Source organism: Sphingomonas eleionomae (genome assembly GCF_049889035.1).
Classification (GTDB): domain Bacteria; phylum Pseudomonadota; class Alphaproteobacteria; order Sphingomonadales; family Sphingomonadaceae; genus Sphingomonas.
Genome location: NZ_JBLTWP010000003.1, coordinates 346872 through 366572 on the forward strand (window position 1 = coordinate 346872; position 19701 = coordinate 366572).

Consider the following 19701-nt stretch of genomic DNA (forward strand, 5'->3'; position numbering starts at 1 on the left):
ATGGCATCCGCAGCCGATCAACTGGCCACCAATCTGAGCCTGTCAAAATTTTCGAAGGCGACCGACCTTAAGAAGCGCCTCTGGTTCACCATCGGCGCGCTGATCGTCTTCCGGCTGCTCAGCTATGTGCCGCTGCCCGGCATCGACCCGGTCGGGCTGCAGGGACTGGCCGATCGCGCGTCGGGCGGCGTGCTTGAGTTCTTCAACAATTTTTCCGGCGGTGCGCTTGAACGGGCCAGCCTGATCGCGCTGGGCGTCATGCCCTATATCACCGCCTCGATCGTCGTTCAGCTGGCCAGCTCGCTGGCGCCGCAGCTCGCCGCGCTCAAGAAAGAGGGCGAAAGCGGGCGCAAGAAGCTCAATCAGTATACCCGCTACGGCACCGTCGGCCTGACGATCGTGCAGGGCTGGTTCATCGCCACCGGGCTTGAGGCGGGCGGCGCGGTTGTCGATCCCGGCATGCTGTTCCGTGTCGGCGCGGTCATCAGCCTGGTTGGCGGCACGATGTTCCTGATGTGGCTGGGCGAACAGATTACCAGCCGCGGCATCGGCAACGGCATTTCGTTGATCATCATGGCGGGCATCGTCGCCAACCTGCCGGTCACGCTGGCGCAGCTGTTCGAAGGGGGCCGGACCGGCTCCACGACGCCGCTGGTCATTCTGTCGACCGTGGCTGCCGTCGTCCTGCTCGTCCTGTTCATCTGCTTCATGGAACGGGCGCAGCGCCGCATCCTCATTCAGTACCCCAAGCGCCAGACCGCGCGGGGGATGCAGGCGGAACGCAGCCATCTGCCGCTCAAGATCAATACCGCCGGCGTCATTCCGCCGATCTTCGCCTCGTCGCTGCTGCTGATGCCGCTGACGATCAGCCAGTTTGCCGGCGCCTCGGCGACCAGCGATACTTGGTGGGGCAACGCCATCGTCACGCTGAACCAGTATCTGACGCATGGCAGCCCGGTGTACATGGCGCTTTACGGCCTGGGCATCATCTTCTTCTGCTTCTTCTACACCGCGATCGTGTTCAATCCGGAGGAGACGGCGGAAAACCTCAAGCGGTATGGCGGGTTCATTCCCGGCATCCGTCCGGGCAAGAATACCGAGAACTATTTCGATTACGTGCTGACGCGCATCACGGTGATCGGTGCGGCCTATCTGACCGTGCTCTGCCTGGTGCCGGAATATCTGATCGCCAGCCTTGGCATCCCCTTCTATCTGGGCGGGACTAGCCTTCTGATCGTGGTCAACGTAACCATGGACACGGTAACGCAGATCCAGTCGCACCTGCTGGCGCACCAGTATGGCGACCTGATCAAGAAAGCGAAGCTGAAAGGGGGCCGTCTGCGCTGACCGGCGACAGCCGGGCGCAGAGGGCGGCAAGAGGGGATTGCAAGGCGTGAACATCATCCTGCTGGGGCCTCCTGGGGCGGGCAAGGGCACTCAGGCGGCACGCCTGGTCGCCGAACGCGGCATGGTTCAGCTGTCGACCGGCGACATGCTGCGCGCCGCGGTCAAGGCCGGCACCCCGACCGGGCTGAAGGCAAAGGCAGTGATGGAATCCGGCGCGCTGGTTTCCGACGAGATCGTGTCTGGCATCATCGGAGAGGCGTTGGACGCGCTGTCGGCGGGGCAGGGGGTCATCTTCGATGGCTATCCCCGCACTGCGGCCCAGGCCGAATCCCTCGAAACCCTGTTGTCCGACCGCGCCCGCAAGCTCGACCATGTGATCGAACTGGTGGTGGACGAGGATGCGCTGGTCGAGCGCATCGTCGGCCGCTTCACCTGCGCGACCTGCGGCGCGGGCTATCACGACACGTTCAACCGGCCCGCTGTGGACGGCGTGTGCGACAGCTGCGGTGGCACCGAATTCAAGCGCCGCGCCGACGACAATGAGGAAACCGTGCGCACCCGCATGGCCGAATATCGCGCCAAGACCGCACCGATCCTGCCCATCTATGACGCGCGCGGCATTGTTCAGCGCGTCGATGGCATGGCCCCGATCGCTGAGGTCACCGATGCGATCGAGGCAATTCTGGACGGCAAGTCCGCCTGATCCCGCCTGATCTGCACCGCCGGGCGGGTCCGGCAGTGTCCTGTCCTGCCTTCATTTGCTGCCCCATGGCCGATGCCATGGCGCCGGGAATGCCGTGGCGGGACAGGAGGATCGGCCGCCGGGGCGTGCCCCCTGCAAAGTGGCTTGACAGGCGATGCGTCGCTTGACAGCCGGGCGGTCGCGCTCTAGTTGAGCGCACTTCCGGTTCAGCGGCAGTGCCGACGGCGCGTAGTTTGCGTGTCCGTCCATGTCGTGCGTTCCGGAAAGCAATGCTGAGAGATAGGGCATCCGTCTAGCCATGCGATGCCCTGTGGAGCTGGGAGAAACAGATTCATGGCACGTATTGCGGGTGTTAACATCCCGACCAACAAGCGCGTGGTTATCGCGCTGCAGTATATTCACGGCATCGGCCCGGCAAAGGCCAAGCAGATCACGGACAAGCTGGGCATCGCTGCCGAGCGCCGCGTCCAGGATCTGACCGATCAGGAAGTACTGCAGATCCGCGAAACCATCGACGCCGATCACACGGTTGAAGGCGATCTGCGCCGTGAAACCGCGATGAACATCAAGCGCCTGATGGACCTGGCCTGCTATCGCGGCCTGCGTCATCGCAAGGGCCTGCCGGTCCGTGGCCAGCGCACGCACACCAATGCGCGCACCCGCAAGGGCAAGGCCAAGCCGATCGCCGGCAAGAAGAAGTAAATCGCGCAGGGGCGCGACCGTCGCCCCTTGATCGAACGGATTAGGGTCAGGACATACCATGGCACGTGAACCGCAGCGCATTCGCCGTCGCGAGCGCAAGAACATCACCTCTGGCGTCGCGCATGTGAACGCCAGCTTCAACAACACCATGATCACCATCACCGATGCTCAGGGCAATGCGATCAGCTGGTCGTCCGCCGGCATGATGGGGTTCAAGGGCTCGCGCAAGTCGACGCCCTATGCCGCGCAGGTCGCGGCCGAAGACGCTGGCAAAAAGGCGGCCGAACACGGCGTGCGCACGCTGGAAGTGGAAGTAAAGGGTCCGGGTTCGGGCCGCGAATCGGCGCTTCGCGCGCTGCAGGCGGTCGGTTTCCAGATCACGTCGATCCGCGACGTGACCCCGATCCCGCACAATGGCGTTCGCCCGTCCAAGCGCCGCCGCGTCTGATTGCATGATTGCCGTCGGATCGGTCGGCGCGGATTGGCCCGCGCGACCGGTCCGTTTCGGATTATTGGCGGGAGCCGCCCAATCCCGCCCAACCTAGGGGAAGCCCGTGTCTGTCAACGCTAAGAACTGGCAGGAACTGAAAAAGCCCAACGGCCTTGAAAAAAAGGCCGGTGGCGATCCCAAGCGCAAGTCCACTTTCGTCGCGGAGCCGCTTGAGCGCGGGTTCGGTCTGACGCTGGGCAATGCGCTGCGTCGCGTCCTTCTGTCGTCGCTGCAGGGCGCGGCCGTCACCTCGATCAAGATCGAGAACGTGCTGCACGAATTCTCGTCGCTGGCCGGCGTTCGTGAAGACGTGACCGACATCGTGCTGAACGTGAAGCAGATCGCGCTCAAGATGCAGGGCGAAGGGGCCAAGCGGCTCCAGCTGTCCGCCACCGGTCCTGCCGAAGTGAAGGCGGGCGACATTGCGGTGACCGGCGATATCGAGGTGATGAACCCCGATCTGGTCATCTGCAATCTCGACGATGGCGCCACGCTGAACATGGAACTGACCGCCGACACGGGCAAGGGCTATGTCCCCGCCGCGTCGAACCGTCCGGCCGATGCGCCGATCGGTCTGATCCCCGTCGATGCGCTGTATTCGCCGGTCCGTCAGGTCAGCTACAAGGTGGAAAACACCCGCGTTGGCCAGGAACTGGACTATGACAAGCTGACGCTGACCATCGAAACCGATGGCACCGTCACGCCGGAAGATGCGCTCGCCTATGCCGCGCGGATCCTTCAGGACCAGCTGGCGCTGTTCGTCCACTTCGACGATTCGGCGATGACCCGCGCTGCAGCCCCGGTAACGGGCATGGCGGCTGCCGCTCCGGAAGCCGCTGGCGATACCGCGACGATCAACCGCTATCTGCTCAAGAAGGTGGACGAGCTGGAACTGTCGGTTCGCAGCGCCAACTGCCTCAAGAACGACAACATCATCTATATCGGCGATCTGGTTCAGAAGACCGAGGCGGAGATGCTGCGTACGCCGAATTTCGGCCGCAAGTCGCTCAACGAGATCAAGGAAGTGCTGTCCAGCATGGGCCTGCGTCTCGGCATGGAAATCCCCGGCTGGCCGCCCGAGAATATCGAGGAAATGGCCAAGAAGCTGGAACAGGAGATTCTGGGTTAAGCTGACGCTTAACCCAGCCTTGTCACCCCGGGCTTGACCCGGGGTCCCGCTTTTCCAGGCGGGTCAAGGCATCTAGACCTCGGGTCAGTCCCGGGGTGACGGCAATCTGGGTGAGCCAACCGTCCTCACCAGGCTTGGGGTCCCGTAAGACGGCCCCCTGACGAACGAAAAGGAATTACCCATGCGTCATCGTGTCGGCGGCCGTAAGCTGCAGCGTACTTCGGCCCATCGCGCCGCCCTGTTCCGCAACATGGCGGCCGCGCTCATCAAGCATGAGCAGATCACCACCACGGTCGCCAAGGCCAAGGAACTGCGCCCCTATGTCGAGCGTCTGGTGACGCTGGCCAAGCGCGGTGGCCTGTCCAACCGTCGTCTGGCCCATGCGCGCCTGCTCGACGATGCGCAGCTGGTCAAGCTGTTCGACGTGCTGGCCCCGCGCTATGCGGACCGCGCCGGCGGCTATACCCGCATCATCAAGGCGGGCATCCGCGCCTCGGACGCCAGCCCGATCGCGATCATCGAATTCGTCGACCGCGACGTGTCGGCCAAGGGTCAGGATTCCGGCCCGGTGATGACCGACGAGGGTCTGGACGAAGCCGCCTGATCGGCGTCTGATCCGCGATAAAAAGGGGCGGTTGCAGCAATGCAGCCGCCCTTTTTCGTTTCAATGTTGGAATTGATCTGCTCCGCTGGCCGGATGCTGCCCGACGCCTGTTTCCCGTCCTGCCATCGCCATCCGCGCCGCTGGCCCCGTCGGACGGCTACCTGTCACCCGCCGCAAAACCCGTCCAATCTGTCAAAACTGTCAGCCGCTCCCGCGCTCCGCTTGACGCTCGTTTCGATGCCAATAGGGTGTCGCTATCCCGAAACCGGAGTTTCCCATGCGCCGTTCGTCGATCCTCGCCCTGCCGCTGCTGTTCGCTGCCCCGCTTGCGGCCGCCGCTGACCCGTCCAAGGAACCTGCCCCGACCATGACCGCCCCGATCGCCTATCCCGAAACCCGCACCACGGATGTTGTCGATGAGGCGTTCGGACAAAAGGTCGCCGATCCCTATCGCTGGCTGGAAAACGACGTTCGCACGGACAAGGACGTCGCCGCCTGGGTCGCGGCCCAGAACAAGGTGACGGACGCCTATCTCGCCACGCTGCCCGGCCGCGACATCTTCGCTGGCCGGCTCAAGGCGTTGTTCGACTATGAGCGCTTTGGCCTGCCGGAGAAAAAGGGCGGCCGCTATTTCTATTCCCGCAATTCCGGGCTGCAGAACCAGTCGGTGCTCTATGTCCGCGACAGCCTGGACGGGCAGGGCCGGGTGCTGATCGACCCCAATGGCTGGTCGTCCGATGGCGCAACCGCGCTGGCCGAATGGCTGCCGTCAGAGGATGGCAGGCTGCTCGCCTATTCCATCCAGGATGGCGGCAGCGACTGGCGCACGGTCAAGGTGCTGGATGTCGCCACCGGCAAGGCGCTGGACGACGAGGTGAAATGGGCCAAGTTCACCATGGGCGCCTCCTGGGCCAAGGATGGCAGCGGCTTTTTCTATTCCCGCTATCCCGAACCGCCCGCGGACGCCCAGTTCCAGGCGCTGAACGAAAACCACAAGGTCTATTTCCACAAGCTCGGCACGCCGCAAAGCGCCGACCGGCTGGTCTATTCGACCCCCGATGCGCCAAAGCTCAGCCATTATTCCGGCATCACCGATGATGGCCGCTATCTGGTGATCAGCACGACCGAGGGTACCGACAACAAGAACATGGTGCACATCGTCGATCTTCAGGCCAGCGACTGGACGGCCAGGCCGATCGTCGCCGAGCTGAAGAACGATTGGTCCGCCATCGGCAATGTCGGCACCACCTTCTATTTCTCCACCGATTTCGGTGCCCCGCGCAGCCGGATCATGGCGATCGACATCGCCTCTGCCGATCTGAAGCCGCGCGAAGTGGTGGGTCAGCAGGAAGCGACGCTGGGCGGTGCCAGCATCGTCGGCCAGCGGCTGATGCTCAGCTATCTGGTGGATGCCAAGACAGAGGTTCGGCGGTATCTGCTGGATGGAAAGCCGGATGGCACCGTCGCGCTGCCGGGCATTGGCACCGCCTCCGGCTTTGGCGGTGATCCAAAGGATGGGGAGACGTTCTTCGCCTTTACCAGCTTCAACTATCCGACCACCGTCTTCCGCTATGACGTGACGACGGGCAAGGCGACCCCCTGGGCCCAGCCAAAGGTCGAGTTCGATCCCGGGCAATATTCGGTCGAACAGCGTTTCTATGCGTCGAAGGACGGGACCAAGGTGCCCATGTTCGTCGTCCGGAAAAAGGATGTGGCCGGCCCCGCGCCGACGTTGCTCTATGCCTATGGCGGGTTCAACGTGCCGGTACTGCCCAGCTTCTCCTCGGCCCGCATCGCGTGGCTGGAACAGGGCGGGGTGCTGGCGGTCGCCAACATCCGCGGCGGCGGCGAATATGGCAAGGCGTGGCACGATGGCGGACGGCTCGCCAACAAGCAGAACGTCTTCGACGATTTCATCGCAGCGGGCGAATATCTGAAGGCGGAGGGGATCACCGGCAAGGATGGTCTGGTCATTCAGGGCGGATCGAATGGCGGCCTGCTGGTCGGTGCCGTCACCAATCAGCGGCCGGACCTGTTCGCCGCCGCGCTGCCTGCGGTGGGCGTGATGGACATGCTGCGCTTCGACCGGTTCACCGCTGGGCGCTACTGGGTCGATGACTATGGCTATCCGTCGAAGGAAGCGGACTGGAAGGTGCTGCGCGCCTATTCGCCCTATCACAACATTGTCGCGGGCAAGGACTATCCCGCGATCCTGGTGACCACCGCCGATACCGACGACCGCGTGGTGCCGGGTCACAGCTTCAAATATGCCGCAGCGTTGCAGGCGGCGGAGATCGGCGCAAAACCGCACCTCATCCGCATCGAAACCCGCGCCGGCCACGGTTCGGGCAAGCCGACGGACAAGGTGATCGAGGAATATGCCGACCTCTGGGCCTTTGCCGCGAAATGGACGGGGCTGGAAGTGAAGGCGCCATAACGCCGCCGTTCAGCCCTGCGACAGCACGCATCGTCCATTCCGCCATCGCAACAAGCCCGGTCGTTCATGGCGGGGCGGGACAAGGACGATGGCGATGGCGAACGGCATGATGCGGTTTGGCGGCGGGATGGCGGCGGCGCTGGCGGTGGCCAGCATGGCCGCCCCGGCCGAGGCGCGCGACTGGCGCGGGCGGGGCGGCTGGGGCCATGACCGCCACCGTGGCGACCGGATCGATGGTGGCGACGTCCTGCTGGGCGCGCTGCTGGCGGGCGGCGTCATCGCCATCGCATCGGCCGCTTCGCGCAACAATCGCGAGCGCGACGTCTATCGCGACGCTCCCCCGCCGCCGCCCCGGCCGCAGGCGGACTTTGACGATGTCGGCTACACTGACGACGGCTATGCCGATGTTCCGCACGGACCCTATGGCCGACCGGCATCCGGCGGGATCGCCAGCGGCGCGGCCGATGCCGCAACCGATGCCTGCGCCACTGCGGCAGAGGCAGAGGGCAGGGGCTTTGCCCGCGTGGCACAGGTCCAGTCGATCGACGCGGTCGACCCCGACGATCGCGGCGGCTGGTACGTTGCCGGGACGCTGGGCCTGCGCGACGGCTATCAGGGCGGATCGACGCGCAGCTATCGCTTCCGTTGCATGATGCCGGGCGATGGTCAGCCCAATGTGCGGATCGACGGGATTTGATATAGGTTCACTGGCTGGACAGGTTGGAACGGGGTGATTATCGCCCCGCCATGAGCCAGCCCAGCCAGACCATCCTAATCGTCGATTTCGGCAGCCAGGTAACCCAGCTGATCGCACGCCGCGTGCGGGAAGCCGGGGTCTATTCCGAAATCGCTCCGTTCAGCAGCGCCGCAGAGGCTTTTGAGCGGATGAAGCCGGCCGGCGTCATTCTCTCCGGCTCACCGGCTTCGGTGCTGGACACGGGCAGCCCGCGCGCGCCCGATGCGATCTTTGCCAGCGGCGTGCCGGTGCTCGGCATCTGCTATGGCCAGCAGACGATGATGCACCAGCTGGGCGGCCAGGTGGTGCTGGGCGACAGCGGCGAGTTTGGTCGGGCGTTCATCGAAATCCACGACGATTGCGCGCTGTTCGACGGCCTTTGGGCCCCCGGCGAAACGCATCAGGTGTGGATGAGCCATGGCGACAAGGTGACGGCGCTGGCCGATGGTTTCCGCGTGGTCGCCACCTCGCCCGGCGCGCCTTACGCCGTGATCGCCAATGACGATCGGCGCTATTACGCGATGCAGTTCCACCCGGAGGTGGTGCACACCCCGGATGGTGCAAAGCTGCTCGCCAATTTCGTTCGCCATGTCTGCGGCTGTTCGGGCGACTGGTCGATGGCGGAGTTTCGCGCGACCAAGATTGCCGAAATCCGCGCGCAAGTGGGCAACGGCCGGGTGATCTGCGGCCTGTCCGGCGGGGTCGATTCGGCCGTCGCGGCGGTGCTGATCCATGAGGCGATCGGCGAACAGCTGACGTGCGTGTTCGTCGATCATGGCCTGATGCGGGCGGGTGAGGCGGATCAGGTCGTCTCGCTGTTCCGCGGCGCGTACAATATCCCGCTGGTCCATGTGAACGCAGAAACGCTGTTCCTGTCGGGCCTTGCCGGGGTCACTGACCCGGAGGCCAAGCGCAAGTTCATCGGCAAGACGTTCATCGACGTGTTCGAGGACGAGGCGCGCAAGATCGGCGGTGCGGACTTTCTGGCTCAGGGCACGCTGTACCCCGACGTCATCGAAAGCGTCAGCTTCACCGGCGGGCCGAGCGTCACGATCAAAAGCCACCACAATGTCGGCGGCCTGCCCGAACGTATGAACATGCAGCTGGTCGAGCCCTTACGCGAACTGTTCAAGGACGAGGTCCGCGCGCTGGGCCGCGAGCTTCGCCTGCCGGACATCTTTGTCGGCCGCCATCCGTTCCCCGGACCGGGCCTGGCCATCCGCATCCCCGGTGAGGTGACCAAGGAACGCTGCGATATCCTGCGCAAGGCGGATGCGATCTATCTTGACGAAATCCGCAATGCGGGCCTGTACGACACCATCTGGCAGGCATTTGCCGTGTTGCTGCCGGTCCGCTCTGTCGGCGTGATGGGGGATGGCCGCACCTATGACAATGTGCTCGCGCTGCGGGCGGTTACCAGCACGGACGGCATGACCGCCGAAGCGTTCAGCTTCCCCGGCGATTTCCTGCCCCGCGTCGCCACCCGCATCATCAACGAAGTGCGCGGCATCAACCGCGTCACCTATGACTATACCAGCAAGCCGCCCGGCACGATCGAGTGGGAATGACCGGCTCCGACGGCCGGTGATCCGGCCGAACATCGGAATCCGGCCTTACGGCCCCTTCGCCTGCAGCGTCACGACCCCTGGCTTCAGCCCGTCGGCACGGACGCGGACGGTGAACCGGCCATTGCCTGCCCCGCGCACCAGCGCCGTCGCATAGCCGTTGCGCGGCTGGCGCTCCGGTGCGGCAAAGGGGCGATGCTCGGTCACCGATCCGTTGTCCGTAGCGATCAGCTTACCTGCTCCTTCGATGGAAAAGCGCATCAGCTGGTTGGCACCGGGCACCACCACGCCCTTTGCATCGACGATTTCGGCGCGGACATAGGTCATGCTGTCAAAATCCGATCCGACCGTCGGCGAATCCGCGGTCAGACGGATCGCGGCCGGGGCACCTGCGGTACGCAGCCGGTCGGATATCCCCTTGGCCTCCGGGTCCAGGCACACGGCCCGCACCTCGCCCGGTGCATAGGTGACTGCCCAGCGGCGCGGCGAGGCATCGGCATTGATCGACAGGCTGCCCAGCGACCGGCCGTTCAGGAACGCCTCAACCTGGCGGCAGTTGCTGTACACCTCGATCATTTCCGGGTGCGGGCTCGCATCGGCCGGGGTCCAGTCATCGAACAGGGCGACCGGCGTCGGCGGTGTCGCCACGGCGATCATCGTTGGCAGCACCGGCTGGTTCGGCCCGCCTGCGCCGTCGGTCGCCGGCCCGGCGGCGTTCGGAATGGCGTTGCGCACGACATGGATCACGGGCTTTTCGGACCACCAGCTCGCCCGTTCGAACGCGCGGACATGCGGTGCGCCCGTCCGGTCGAGCAGGCCGTTATGCCGGCTGATATAGGGCCAGCCGACGCGGTTGGATTCGCCCAGATAATCGACCCCGGTCCACAGGAACATGCCAGCATAGGCCGGGTTGTCGCGCACCGGCACCCAGTTCACCCGGTTATGGCCGTTTTCCGTGCCGACGATCCTGCGCGCCGGATTTTGCCGGTGCGCCGCCGCCAGTTCGTTCTCGCGGTAATTCTGGCCCACGACATCAAGCATGTCGGCAAAGCCGTTATCGTAATCGCCGGTCACATTCGGCCGGAACAGGCCCATCGTCACCGGGCGGTCGGGATCGTTGGCATGGGCAACATCCAGCACCGATCGCAGCGCCGCCTTCGCCTGAACCGGATAGGCGGTGTCGTGAATCTCGTTGCCCGCGCTCCACAGGATGATGCTGGGATGATTGCGGTCGCGCCGGATCATGTCCGCCGTGTCGCGCTTGTGCCAGTCGCTGAAGAACAGGTGATAATCGTTCGGCGTCTTGGCGACGTTCCACTGATCGAACAATTCGTCCATCACCAGAAGGCCAAGCTCATCGGTCAGGTCGAGCAATTCGGGGCTCGGTACGTTATGCGCGGTGCGGATGGCGTTGACCCCCAGCGCCTTCAGCGCGGTCAGCCGCTGCCGCCAGATGGCGGCGGGCACGGCCGCGCCCACGGCCCCGCCGTCATGATGCAGCGCCACGCCCTTCAGCTTAATCTTGCGACCGTTAAGCCAGAAGCCGGTATCCGCGCGGAACTCCGCCGTGCGCACGCCAAAGGACACGGTTTCGGTGTCCATCGTCTGGCCGCGGTCATCCAGGACGCGGATCGACGCGCGGTACAGCGCGGGATTGTCGATGTCCCACCGGCGCGGCGATGCGATGCGGATTTCGCTGGTCACCAATTGGGTCCGGTCGGCGCTAACCTGCGTCATCGGCGTGCGGGCGCGCCCGGCCTGCCGCCCGTCGGGGTCGGTGATGATCAGTTCCACCATCGCCCCGCGCGCTGCCTCGCCCGCATTGTGGATTTCGACCGATGCCGACAGGGTCGCGGCATCCGCGCTGATCGCCGTCGTGCGTACAAATGCCCCGCCCTGCGGCACGTGCAGGTCGCCGGTTTCGATCAACCGGACATGGCGATAAATGCCGGATCCATTGTACCAGCGCGAGGATGGCGCCGCCGACGTATCGGCCCGCACCGCGATGACATTCGGCCCATCGGTCCGCAGATGCCGGGTGATGTCATAGCGCAGCGAGACATAGCCCATCGGGCGGTAACCGACATGATGCCCGTTCACCCAGACGCCGCTGCGTTCCATGATGCCATCGAACTCGACGAAATAGCGGCGGCCCGGTGCGGGCCGGATATCGAGATTGCGGCGATACCAGCCGACGCCCGTGGGGAAGAACCCGTTTTCGCCGCCTGCCCGGGCGTCGGGCGTGACCGGGCCGGCGATTGCCCAGTCATCGGGTACGGAAACGGTGCGCCATTCCGTGGTGGGTGTATCTGCCCGCTCGGCGCCTTCCGGATCGCTCTCGATGAACCGCCAGTCCTCGGTCAGCGGCGTCACCTTGCGTTCCCCGGCCACTGCGGCACTGGACGATGCCAGGATGGCGAAGATCACCGCCGCATGACTGAACCCTTGGCTCATCCCACTCCCTTCCCTTGCCTTTCACCACACCCGGCTGTTCCGGAATGGACCATCTTATGAAACCAAGGCTCACATAGTGGATGGGGTCAATCAAGCCCTTTCAGCGTGCAGCGCGAAATGCTTCGGCGGTCGCGCGGCACGTGACTTGGCGATCGATTGTGATGCGGATAACCGTTTCGGGGTCGGCCTCGACATATTGCGGCGTCGATGACGGGGAACTGCAATGTCCGGTGCATCCGCCACGGTCCGCTATGCCGGGATCGCCATTCTGCTGCACTGGGCGCTCGCGATCCTGATGTTGGGGCAGCTCGGCTTTGGCTGGGCGCTGGACGGCCTTCCGCCCGCGTCGCGGTTCGCCGCCTATCAGTTGCACAAGTCCATCGGGATCCTGATTCTTGTGCTGACGCTTGCCCGGATCATTGCCCGGGTCACGCTGCCCCGGCCGGGTCCGGCCACCGAAAGCAAGCCCGCCCACGCCCTGGCCACGCTGGTCCATGCGGGACTGTATGGCGTGATGCTTGCCGGTCCGCTCACCGGCTGGGCGCTGGTTTCCACCGCGAAGATGAAGCTCCCTACGCTGCTGTTCGGCATCATCCCCCTGCCGCATTTGCCATTGGGTCCGGCATGGCATGAACCGGCCGAATGGCTGCACGGGATGCTTGCCTGGCTGCTCGCGGGCCTGGTTGCGCTGCACGTCGCCGGGGCGCTTCATCACCATCTGAGGCGGGATGACATCGTGGCGCGGATGCTGCCGGCGGCGCTTGCGCGGCACGCAGTGCTGACCCCGGCGCTGGTCGCGATGCTGCTTGCCGGTGGCCTTGCCTTTGCGGCCGGGCGTTGGGGACCGGCAGCCACCCCGGTGGAAAGCGCCGCCGCGCCCACTGCGGCAACGCCAATCCAGGCCACGAAACCAGCCCCCGCACCAGTCCCCGCACCCGCGCCGGAAACCGCCGCAAGGCCGACCCCGACTCCTGACGCTGACGCGCCCGACAGTGAACAGCCGGTGCGGCGCTGGCAGGTTCAGCCGGGCGGTACCATCGGCTTTGCCACCGAATATTCCGGAGAAGCGATCAAGGGCCGCTTTTCCCGATGGACCGCGGATATCCGGTTCAGCCCCGATGATCTGGCCGGATCGTCGATCAGCGTCACCATCGACCTGGCATCCGTTTCGACTGGCGACGATCAGCGCGACGGCACCCTGACCGGCGATGATTTCTTCGCGGTTGCCGCTCGCCCGACCGCGACGTGGCGCGCCACCCGCATCCGCCGGTCCGGCGATGGCTATGTCGCGGACGGCACGCTGACCCTGAACGGTGTGTCCCGTCCGGTGCCACTTCGCTTCAGTTTGATGATTGACGGCGACCGGGCAAAAACGTCCGGCAGCGCCAGCGTGCTGCGGCTGGCGCATGGCGTGGGGCAGGGGCAGTGGTCCGATCCTGCCACGATCCCGGATGCGGTGGCCGTCACCTTTCGGTTCGAAGCGCGCGCCGACGCCCGTTGAGCGGGTCACCCGATCTGGCAACCGCTTGTGCCGCAATTTCACATGGGATATCCGGCTTCACCAATGATAGCAGCCTTTTGGTGAAACCGGCCGATGATTGACGCGCATATGCATTTCTGGCGGCTGGACCGTGGCGATTATCCATGGCCGACGGCTGAACTGCCCGCGCTGTTTCGCGACTTTCTGCCGCCGGATGCTGCGGCGATGGTGTCGGGATCCGGCGTCACGGGGGTCATCGCCGTTCAGGCGGCAGAGACCGAGGCGGAGACGGAGTTCCTGTGCCAGCTGGCGCGTCAGCACAGCTGGGTGCGCGGTGTCGTCGGATGGACCGATCTGGCCGCGCCGGATGCTGCCGATCGGGTTGCCGCCCTTTCCGGACGGTGCGGCAATGCGTTGCTTGGCCTGCGCCCGATGCTGCAGGACATGGCGGACCGCGACTGGATCGCCGGGGCCGCAATCGACGCGGGCATCGACGCGATGATCGCCAGCGACCTTGCGCTCGACGCGCTGGTACGGGTCGATCAGTTCGCGCCGCTGGCCCGCCGGGCCGAACGCTCGCCGGATCTGCGCATCGTCATCGATCATGCCGGAAAGCCCGATATTGCAGGCGATGGCCATGCCGCCTGGGCCAGCGCCATCGCGCCGCTTGCCGCCATGCCGCACGTCCATTGCAAGCTGTCCGGCCTGCTGACCGAAGCGGGCGGACGGCCCGCCGAAATGCTGGAGCCCTATATCGCCACCCTGATCGACCTGTTCGGGCCGGACCGGCTGATCTGGGGCAGCGATTATCCCGTGCTGCTGCTGGCCGGGGATTATGGCAGCTGGCTGGATCAGGCGCGGCGGCTGGCCCCTTATCCCCAGATTTTCGGGGCCAATGCCGCGCGCTTCTATCGCCTGGACATGCGGGAGCGGCTGTTGCTGCTCAGCGCTGACGATAATGTCGCGGTTGCGCTGGCCGATCTGGCGGCGGGGGAGCCTGTGCCCGGCGGTGCGGCGCTGATCGAACCTGCGCCTTTCGGGTTCAAGGTTGCGGTTCGCGCCATCCCGGCGGGGGCAAAGGTGATGAAATACGGAACGCCGATCGGGTCGGCCACGCGCGATATCGCCGCCGGCGAAACCGTGCACCTGCACAATATGCAGAGCGACTATACCCGCTCGCACACCCGCGAAATGGAGCAAGAAGCGTGAGAGGCTGGCTGCGCGCCGATGGGCGCAAGGGGATCCGCAACGTCGTTGCCGTCGCCTATCTGGTGGAATGTGCCCATCATGTAGCGCGCGAAATCGTGTGGCCGATGCGCGAACAGGACGTGCATCTGATCGGCTTTCCGGGGTGTTTCCCGAACCCCTATGCCGCGACGGTGATGGAACGCATCGGCACGCATCCCAATGTCGGGGCAGTGCTGCTGATCTCGCTTGGTTGCGAGAGTTTCAACCGCGACCGGCTGGAGGCGGCGGTGCGCGCCAGCGGTCGGCCCTGCCAGACGCTGGTCATTCAGAAATCGGGCGGCACGCGCGCGACGATCGAACGCGGCTGGGCCATGGTCGCCGAAATGCGCGCCGAACTGGACCGGCAACAGCCGGTGCCGATGGCGCTGGACGAACTGGTGGTGGCGACCATCTGCGGCGGGTCCGATGCGACCAGCGGCCTGACTGCCAACCCGGCGATGGGCCGCGCGTTCGACCATCTGGTCGCGGCGGGTGCGACCTGCATCTTCGAGGAAACGGGCGAACTCATCGGCTGCGAAGTCGCCATGGCGGAGCGCGCAGCGACGCCCGAACTCGGCCGTGCGATCGAGGAAAGCGTGGCCAAGGCCGCGCGCTATTATGCGACCCTCGGCTATGGCAGCTTTGCGCCCGGCAACGCCGATGGCGGGCTGACAACGATCGAGGAAAAATCGATGGGCGCCTATGCCAAATCCGGCGCTTCACCCATTGTCGGCCTGATCAAGCCGGGCGACGTCCCGCCGACCGGCGGCCTCTATCTGCTCGATGTCGTGCCCGATGGCGACGTCCGGTTCGGCTTTCCCAATATCTCGGACAATGCAGAGATTGTCGAACTGATCTCCTGCGGCGCGCACGTGACCCTGTTTTCCACCGGCCGGGGTTCCGTGGTCGGATCGGCCATCGCGCCGGTGATCAAGGTGTGCGCCAATCCCGAAACCTATCGCCGCCTGCCCGACGACATGGACGTCGATGCCGGCCGCATCCTGGAAGGGCGCGGCACGCTGGACACCGTGGGGCAGGAGGTATTCGACCTCATCCAGCGCGTCGCCGCGGGGGAAAAGACCAAGTCCGAAGCCATGGGTCATCAGGAGTTTATCTTGACCTACAAACAGTTCGAACCGATCGGCCCGGCCTGTCTGCCGGCGAGGGCGGCATGACCGGTCGCCTGTCGGGTAAGCGTTGCCTGCTGACGGCGGCTGGCAACGGCATCGGCCGCGAAACCGCCCTCGCCTTTGCTCGCGAAGGGGCTGAGGTGGTTGCCACCGATGTCGCCGCCGATGCGCTGGCGCAGCTCAGGGCCGATGCACCGGGGATCGAAACGCGCACGCTGGACGTGACCGACCCGGCGGCGGTTGCTGCGCTGGCGGACGAAGCGCCCTATGACGTGCTGTTCAACTGCGCGGGCTATGTCGCGGCGGGGACCATCCTCGATTGCGAACCCGATGACTGGTCACGCTCGTTCCGCATCAATGTCGATGGCGCCTATCACCTGATCCGCGCGCTGCTGCCCGGGATGCTGGATCGGGGGCAGGGGTCAATCGTCAATGTCGCCTCGGTTTCGTCCAGCATCACCGGCGTGCCCAACCGCTTCGCCTATGGCGCCAGCAAGGCGGCGGTCATCGGCCTGACCAAGCATGTCGCCATCGATTTCGTGGCACGGGGCATCCGCTGCAACGCCATTTGTCCGGGTACGGTGATGACGCCGTCGCTGCGGCAGCGGATCGGCAGCCTGCCCGGCGGGTTCGATGCCAATATCGATGCCTTTGTCGCGCGTCAGCCGATGGGCCGGCTGGGCGATCCGGCGGAAATCGCCGCGCTGGCCGTCTATCTGGCATCCGACGAATCCCGCTTCACCACGGGGCAGGCCTTTGCCATCGACGGGGGCTGGACGATCTGAAGGCCGGGCTGCCCGGCCCCGGGTGCAGCGTTGCTGCGACGGTCAGCTGCTTGCGCCGAGCAACATGCTCAGCTGGCTGGCAGCCTGGCCCAGAATGATCCGCGCCGCATCCTCGTCCACGGCCTGGCTCCCGTCGATCAGGCGAAGATAGGGCACCGTCAGCGCACAGATGACCTCGTTGTTGAAATCGCGCACCGGGTAACTGATGTCGCGCACCCCCTGTGTCCGGATGCTCGCGCGATGCTCATATCCCTGCGCCGCGACATGGGCCATGCGTTCGCGCAGATGATCGGGAATGACCTGTCCCTGCAGCAACCGCTGACGGCGTTCCTCGCTGCTCAGCGCCAGCAGGACCAGGCCCGATGCGCTTTGCAGATAATCCAGAACCGACCCCAGCCGGACCGAAAAATTGGTCGGCGTCGGGCCATCCTGTTGCGCGATGACCAATGCCTTGCCGGGCGCCGCCAGCACCAGGTGACAGCTTTGCCGGATCGTCTGCGACAGCGTCAGCATGACCGGCCCCGCCGCATAAACGATGTTCTGGGCCGGCGTCGCCCGGAACCCGACTTCCAGCAGCCGGGACGTCGCCCGGTATTGGTCCGTCCAGGGGTTCTTGGACAGATAGCCGCGCCGCTCCAGCACCTGAAGAATGCGGAAAATCTCGCCCAGCGACCGGTCGATGGCGGCGGCCAGCTCGGTCGCGGTCAGGCCGTCCGGCCGGTCGGCCAGCGCCTCGATGATGTCCAGCCCCTTTTCCAGCGCCGGTGCGCGATACCGTTCGACCGGAACGTCATCGCCGGCATCGTCCTGTCCCAATCCCATGGACGTTCATTACCGGTCATGCCGTGATTGTACCAGTCCGATCGACTGCCCGGCCCAGCTGTCACCTGTGGAATTGACTTGCGCATATGATATTCGGCCTCCTATGCTCGGCGTACAGAACAGATCGGCGTTGCGGGGAGGACAGGGGTATGCGGCGTTTCGGTGCGGTTGCAGGGATCGCGGCCATCGCGGCTGCCGCAGGGCCGATTGCAGCACGGCAGACCCCGTCAGGTTCCGTTGCACCTGCTTTTGTGCAGTCCGCGCCAGTCACGCCGCCGCGCAAGACGATCGCCATTCCTGACGGCCGGGCCCCGGACGCGCCCGGCCCGGTCAAGCCGACCTGGGAATCGATCCGCGAGCACTACCGCCTGCCCGAATGGCTGGTGGACGCCAAGTTCGGCATCTTCATCCACTGGGGGGTCTATTCCGTTCCGGCGGCGCAGAGCGAGTGGTATCCGCGCCATATGTATCGCACCCAGTCGGTGATCGATCAGCACCGCAAGCGGTTCGGCCCGCAGGACCGGTTCGGGTACAAGGATTTCATTCCCATGTTCCGGGCCGAGCGTTTCGATCCCGATGCCTGGGCCGACCTGTTTGTTGCATCCGGTGCCCGCTATGTGATGCCGGTGGCAGAGCATCATGACGGCTTTGCCATGTATGACAGCAAGCTGACCCGCTGGGACGCCAAGGACATGGGGCCAAGGCGCGACATCGTCGGCGACCTGATGGTCGCGGTGCGCAAACGGGGCTTGAAGTTCGGCGTGTCCAACCACCGTATCGAACATTGGGGCTTCATGTTTCCCGCGGCGGGTCTGAAGACCGACCTGTTCGACCCGCGCTATGCCGATTTCTACGGCCCGCCCCAGGTGGAACGACACGAAGGCGCAGCCAATGCCAACAACGAGATGATGGAAGGCAGCGCCGCGCCGCAGAGTCAGGCGTTCCTTGAGGAATGGCTCCTGCGAACTCAGGAGCAAATCGACCGGTTCCGGCCGGACCTGCTGTGGTTCGACAACGGGATCAATGCGCGCGGGCTTGATCCGGTCAAGCTGCGGCTGGCTGCCTATTACTATAATCGCGCGCGCGAATGGGGCACGGAAGTGTCGCTCACGACCAAGCGCGATGCGTTCCTGGCCGGCAGCGTGCGCGATTACGAGCGTCAGTGGCAGGCGCCGACCACGATCCAGTCGACGCTATATCAAGTGGATGACGCGCTGGGCGACAAATGGGGCTATGTCGAGGGCATGGGTCATCTGTCGACGGCCGCTGTGCTGAACCGGCTGATCGACAATGTATCGCAGGGCGGCAATCTGCTGCTCAACATCTCCCCCAGATCCGACGGGACCATCCCCGAGGGGCAGGAACGGGTGCTGCGAGAGATTGGCGCATGGCTGAAGATCAATGGAGAGGCGATCTATAGCACCCGGCCATGGCGCTTTGCCCATGACGGCACCGTCCGTTATGCGCGAAAGGGCGATACGCTGTACGCCATCATGCTGGGCTGGCCCCAAGGGCCGCTGTCGATGGATCGCCTGCCACAGAATATCGGGCGGGTGCGGGCGGTGACGCTGATCGGCTCTACTGATCCGGTGACCTTCAAACAGAATGATGCCGGCCTGACGGTCACACTGCCCGCGACCCGCCCGGCGGGGGTACAGCACGCCTATGTCCTGCGGATCGACGGCCTCCGCTGGCAGGAGGGTACCAACCCGTGACCGCCCGGCGTTTCGTCAACATCCTGGACCTTGCCGACGATCCCGATCTGATCGCCGCCTATGTCGGCTGGCATCGGCCGGGCGGTCCGCCAGCGGCGGTGACGGCGGCGATCCGGCGATCCGGGATTCTTCAGATGGAGATATTCCTTTCCGGCAACCGGCTCGTCATGATCATCGATGCCGGGCCGGATTTCGATCCGGCCGCCCGCTCCGCTGCGGATGCCGGCAATCCCGATGTGCTGGCATGGGAACGGCTGATGGACGGTTTCCAGCGTCCGGTGCCATGGGCGGCGGATGGCGAAAAATGGGTGGCGGCGCACAGCATTTTCCGGCTGACCGATCAACCAGACGGTAAACAAGGGGTCGATTGAACCA

The 19701-nt window shown here is 65.1% G+C and carries 17 protein-coding genes; 15 read left to right on the forward strand and 2 right to left on the reverse strand.

Annotation, left to right across the window (positions count from 1 at the left end):
- The 9 genes from secY (at nucleotide 1) to guaA (ending at nucleotide 9716) form a co-directional block, all read left to right on the forward strand.
- A complete protein-coding gene (gene secY, locus ACNI3Q_RS09960) occupies nucleotides 1–1347 on the forward strand; it encodes a preprotein translocase subunit SecY (RefSeq protein ID WP_260022069.1) in 1347 nt (448 codons plus the stop codon).
- Between the two features lie 46 nt (nucleotides 1348–1393).
- A complete protein-coding gene (locus ACNI3Q_RS09965) occupies nucleotides 1394–2050 on the forward strand; it encodes an adenylate kinase (protein WP_426276237.1) in 657 nt (218 codons plus the stop codon).
- 333 nt (nucleotides 2051–2383) lie between these two features.
- Nucleotides 2384–2752: a 30S ribosomal protein S13 gene (gene rpsM, locus ACNI3Q_RS09970; RefSeq protein WP_260022074.1), complete on the forward strand. Its 369-nt coding sequence runs from the start codon at nucleotides 2384–2386 to the stop codon at nucleotides 2750–2752.
- A gap of 58 nt (nucleotides 2753–2810) precedes the next feature.
- The gene (gene rpsK, locus ACNI3Q_RS09975; RefSeq protein ID WP_260022076.1) at nucleotides 2811–3200 is read left to right on the forward strand and encodes a 30S ribosomal protein S11; all 390 of its coding nucleotides are present in this window, start codon (nucleotides 2811–2813) and stop codon (nucleotides 3198–3200) included.
- A gap of 106 nt (nucleotides 3201–3306) precedes the next feature.
- A complete protein-coding gene (locus ACNI3Q_RS09980; protein ID WP_426276239.1) occupies nucleotides 3307–4371 on the forward strand; it encodes a DNA-directed RNA polymerase subunit alpha in 1065 nt (354 codons plus the stop codon).
- A 181-nt stretch (nucleotides 4372–4552) separates the two neighbouring features.
- Nucleotides 4553–4975 carry a 50S ribosomal protein L17 gene (gene rplQ / locus ACNI3Q_RS09985; protein WP_426276241.1) on the forward strand — a complete coding sequence of 141 codons (423 nt, stop codon included), beginning with the start codon at nucleotides 4553–4555 and terminating at the stop codon, nucleotides 4973–4975.
- Between the two features lie 277 nt (nucleotides 4976–5252).
- Nucleotides 5253–7412 carry a prolyl oligopeptidase family serine peptidase gene (locus ACNI3Q_RS09990; protein ID WP_426276243.1) on the forward strand — a complete coding sequence of 720 codons (2160 nt, stop codon included), beginning with the start codon at nucleotides 5253–5255 and terminating at the stop codon, nucleotides 7410–7412.
- 106 nt (nucleotides 7413–7518) lie between these two features.
- On the forward strand, nucleotides 7519–8109 hold the full coding sequence (locus ACNI3Q_RS09995; protein ID WP_426276245.1) for a hypothetical protein: 591 nt from the start codon (nucleotides 7519–7521) through the stop codon (nucleotides 8107–8109).
- A gap of 50 nt (nucleotides 8110–8159) precedes the next feature.
- Nucleotides 8160–9716, forward strand: coding sequence for a glutamine-hydrolyzing GMP synthase (gene guaA / locus ACNI3Q_RS10000; RefSeq protein ID WP_426276247.1), 1557 nt, complete (start codon nucleotides 8160–8162; stop codon nucleotides 9714–9716).
- A gap of 45 nt (nucleotides 9717–9761) precedes the next feature.
- Here guaA and ACNI3Q_RS10005 read toward each other — a convergent pair whose 3' ends face one another.
- Nucleotides 9762–12167 (reverse strand): glycoside hydrolase family 2 TIM barrel-domain containing protein, encoded by a 2406-nt coding sequence (locus ACNI3Q_RS10005; RefSeq protein ID WP_426276249.1) that lies wholly within the window; start codon nucleotides 12165–12167, stop codon nucleotides 9762–9764.
- Nucleotides 12168–12390: 223 nt separating this feature from the next.
- Here ACNI3Q_RS10005 and ACNI3Q_RS10010 point away from each other — a divergent pair, with 223 nt between their 5' ends.
- The 4 genes from ACNI3Q_RS10010 (at nucleotide 12391) to ACNI3Q_RS10025 (ending at nucleotide 16789) form a co-directional block, all read left to right on the forward strand.
- On the forward strand, nucleotides 12391–13668 hold the full coding sequence (locus ACNI3Q_RS10010) for a cytochrome b/b6 domain-containing protein (protein ID WP_426276251.1): 1278 nt from the start codon (nucleotides 12391–12393) through the stop codon (nucleotides 13666–13668).
- 93 nt (nucleotides 13669–13761) lie between these two features.
- Nucleotides 13762–14856, forward strand: a complete 1095-nt coding sequence (locus ACNI3Q_RS10015; protein ID WP_426276253.1) for an amidohydrolase family protein — start codon at nucleotides 13762–13764, stop codon at nucleotides 14854–14856.
- On the forward strand, nucleotides 14853–16049 hold the full coding sequence (locus ACNI3Q_RS10020) for a UxaA family hydrolase (RefSeq protein ID WP_426276255.1): 1197 nt from the start codon (nucleotides 14853–14855) through the stop codon (nucleotides 16047–16049). The genes ACNI3Q_RS10015 and ACNI3Q_RS10020 overlap by 4 nt, the downstream gene beginning before the upstream one ends.
- Complete coding sequence (locus ACNI3Q_RS10025) at nucleotides 16046–16789, forward strand: SDR family oxidoreductase (protein ID WP_426276257.1); 744 nt, start codon at nucleotides 16046–16048, stop codon at nucleotides 16787–16789. The genes ACNI3Q_RS10020 and ACNI3Q_RS10025 overlap by 4 nt, the downstream gene beginning before the upstream one ends.
- Nucleotides 16790–16831: 42 nt before the next feature.
- On the opposite strand, the gene ACNI3Q_RS10030 is transcribed toward ACNI3Q_RS10025, so the two are convergent.
- On the reverse strand, nucleotides 16832–17611 hold the full coding sequence (locus ACNI3Q_RS10030; protein ID WP_426276259.1) for an IclR family transcriptional regulator: 780 nt from the start codon (nucleotides 17609–17611) through the stop codon (nucleotides 16832–16834).
- A 251-nt stretch (nucleotides 17612–17862) separates the two neighbouring features.
- Here ACNI3Q_RS10030 and ACNI3Q_RS10035 point away from each other — a divergent pair, with 251 nt between their 5' ends.
- Both ACNI3Q_RS10035 and ACNI3Q_RS10040 read left to right on the forward strand, forming a co-directional pair.
- Entirely contained in the window at nucleotides 17863–19326 is a 1464-nt protein-coding gene (locus ACNI3Q_RS10035; protein WP_426276261.1) for an alpha-L-fucosidase, read from the forward strand.
- Nucleotides 19323–19697: an L-rhamnose mutarotase gene (locus ACNI3Q_RS10040; protein ID WP_426276263.1), complete on the forward strand. Its 375-nt coding sequence runs from the start codon at nucleotides 19323–19325 to the stop codon at nucleotides 19695–19697. Before ACNI3Q_RS10035 ends, ACNI3Q_RS10040 begins: the two co-directional genes overlap by 4 nt.
- The last annotated feature ends 4 nt before the right edge of the window (nucleotides 19698–19701 follow it).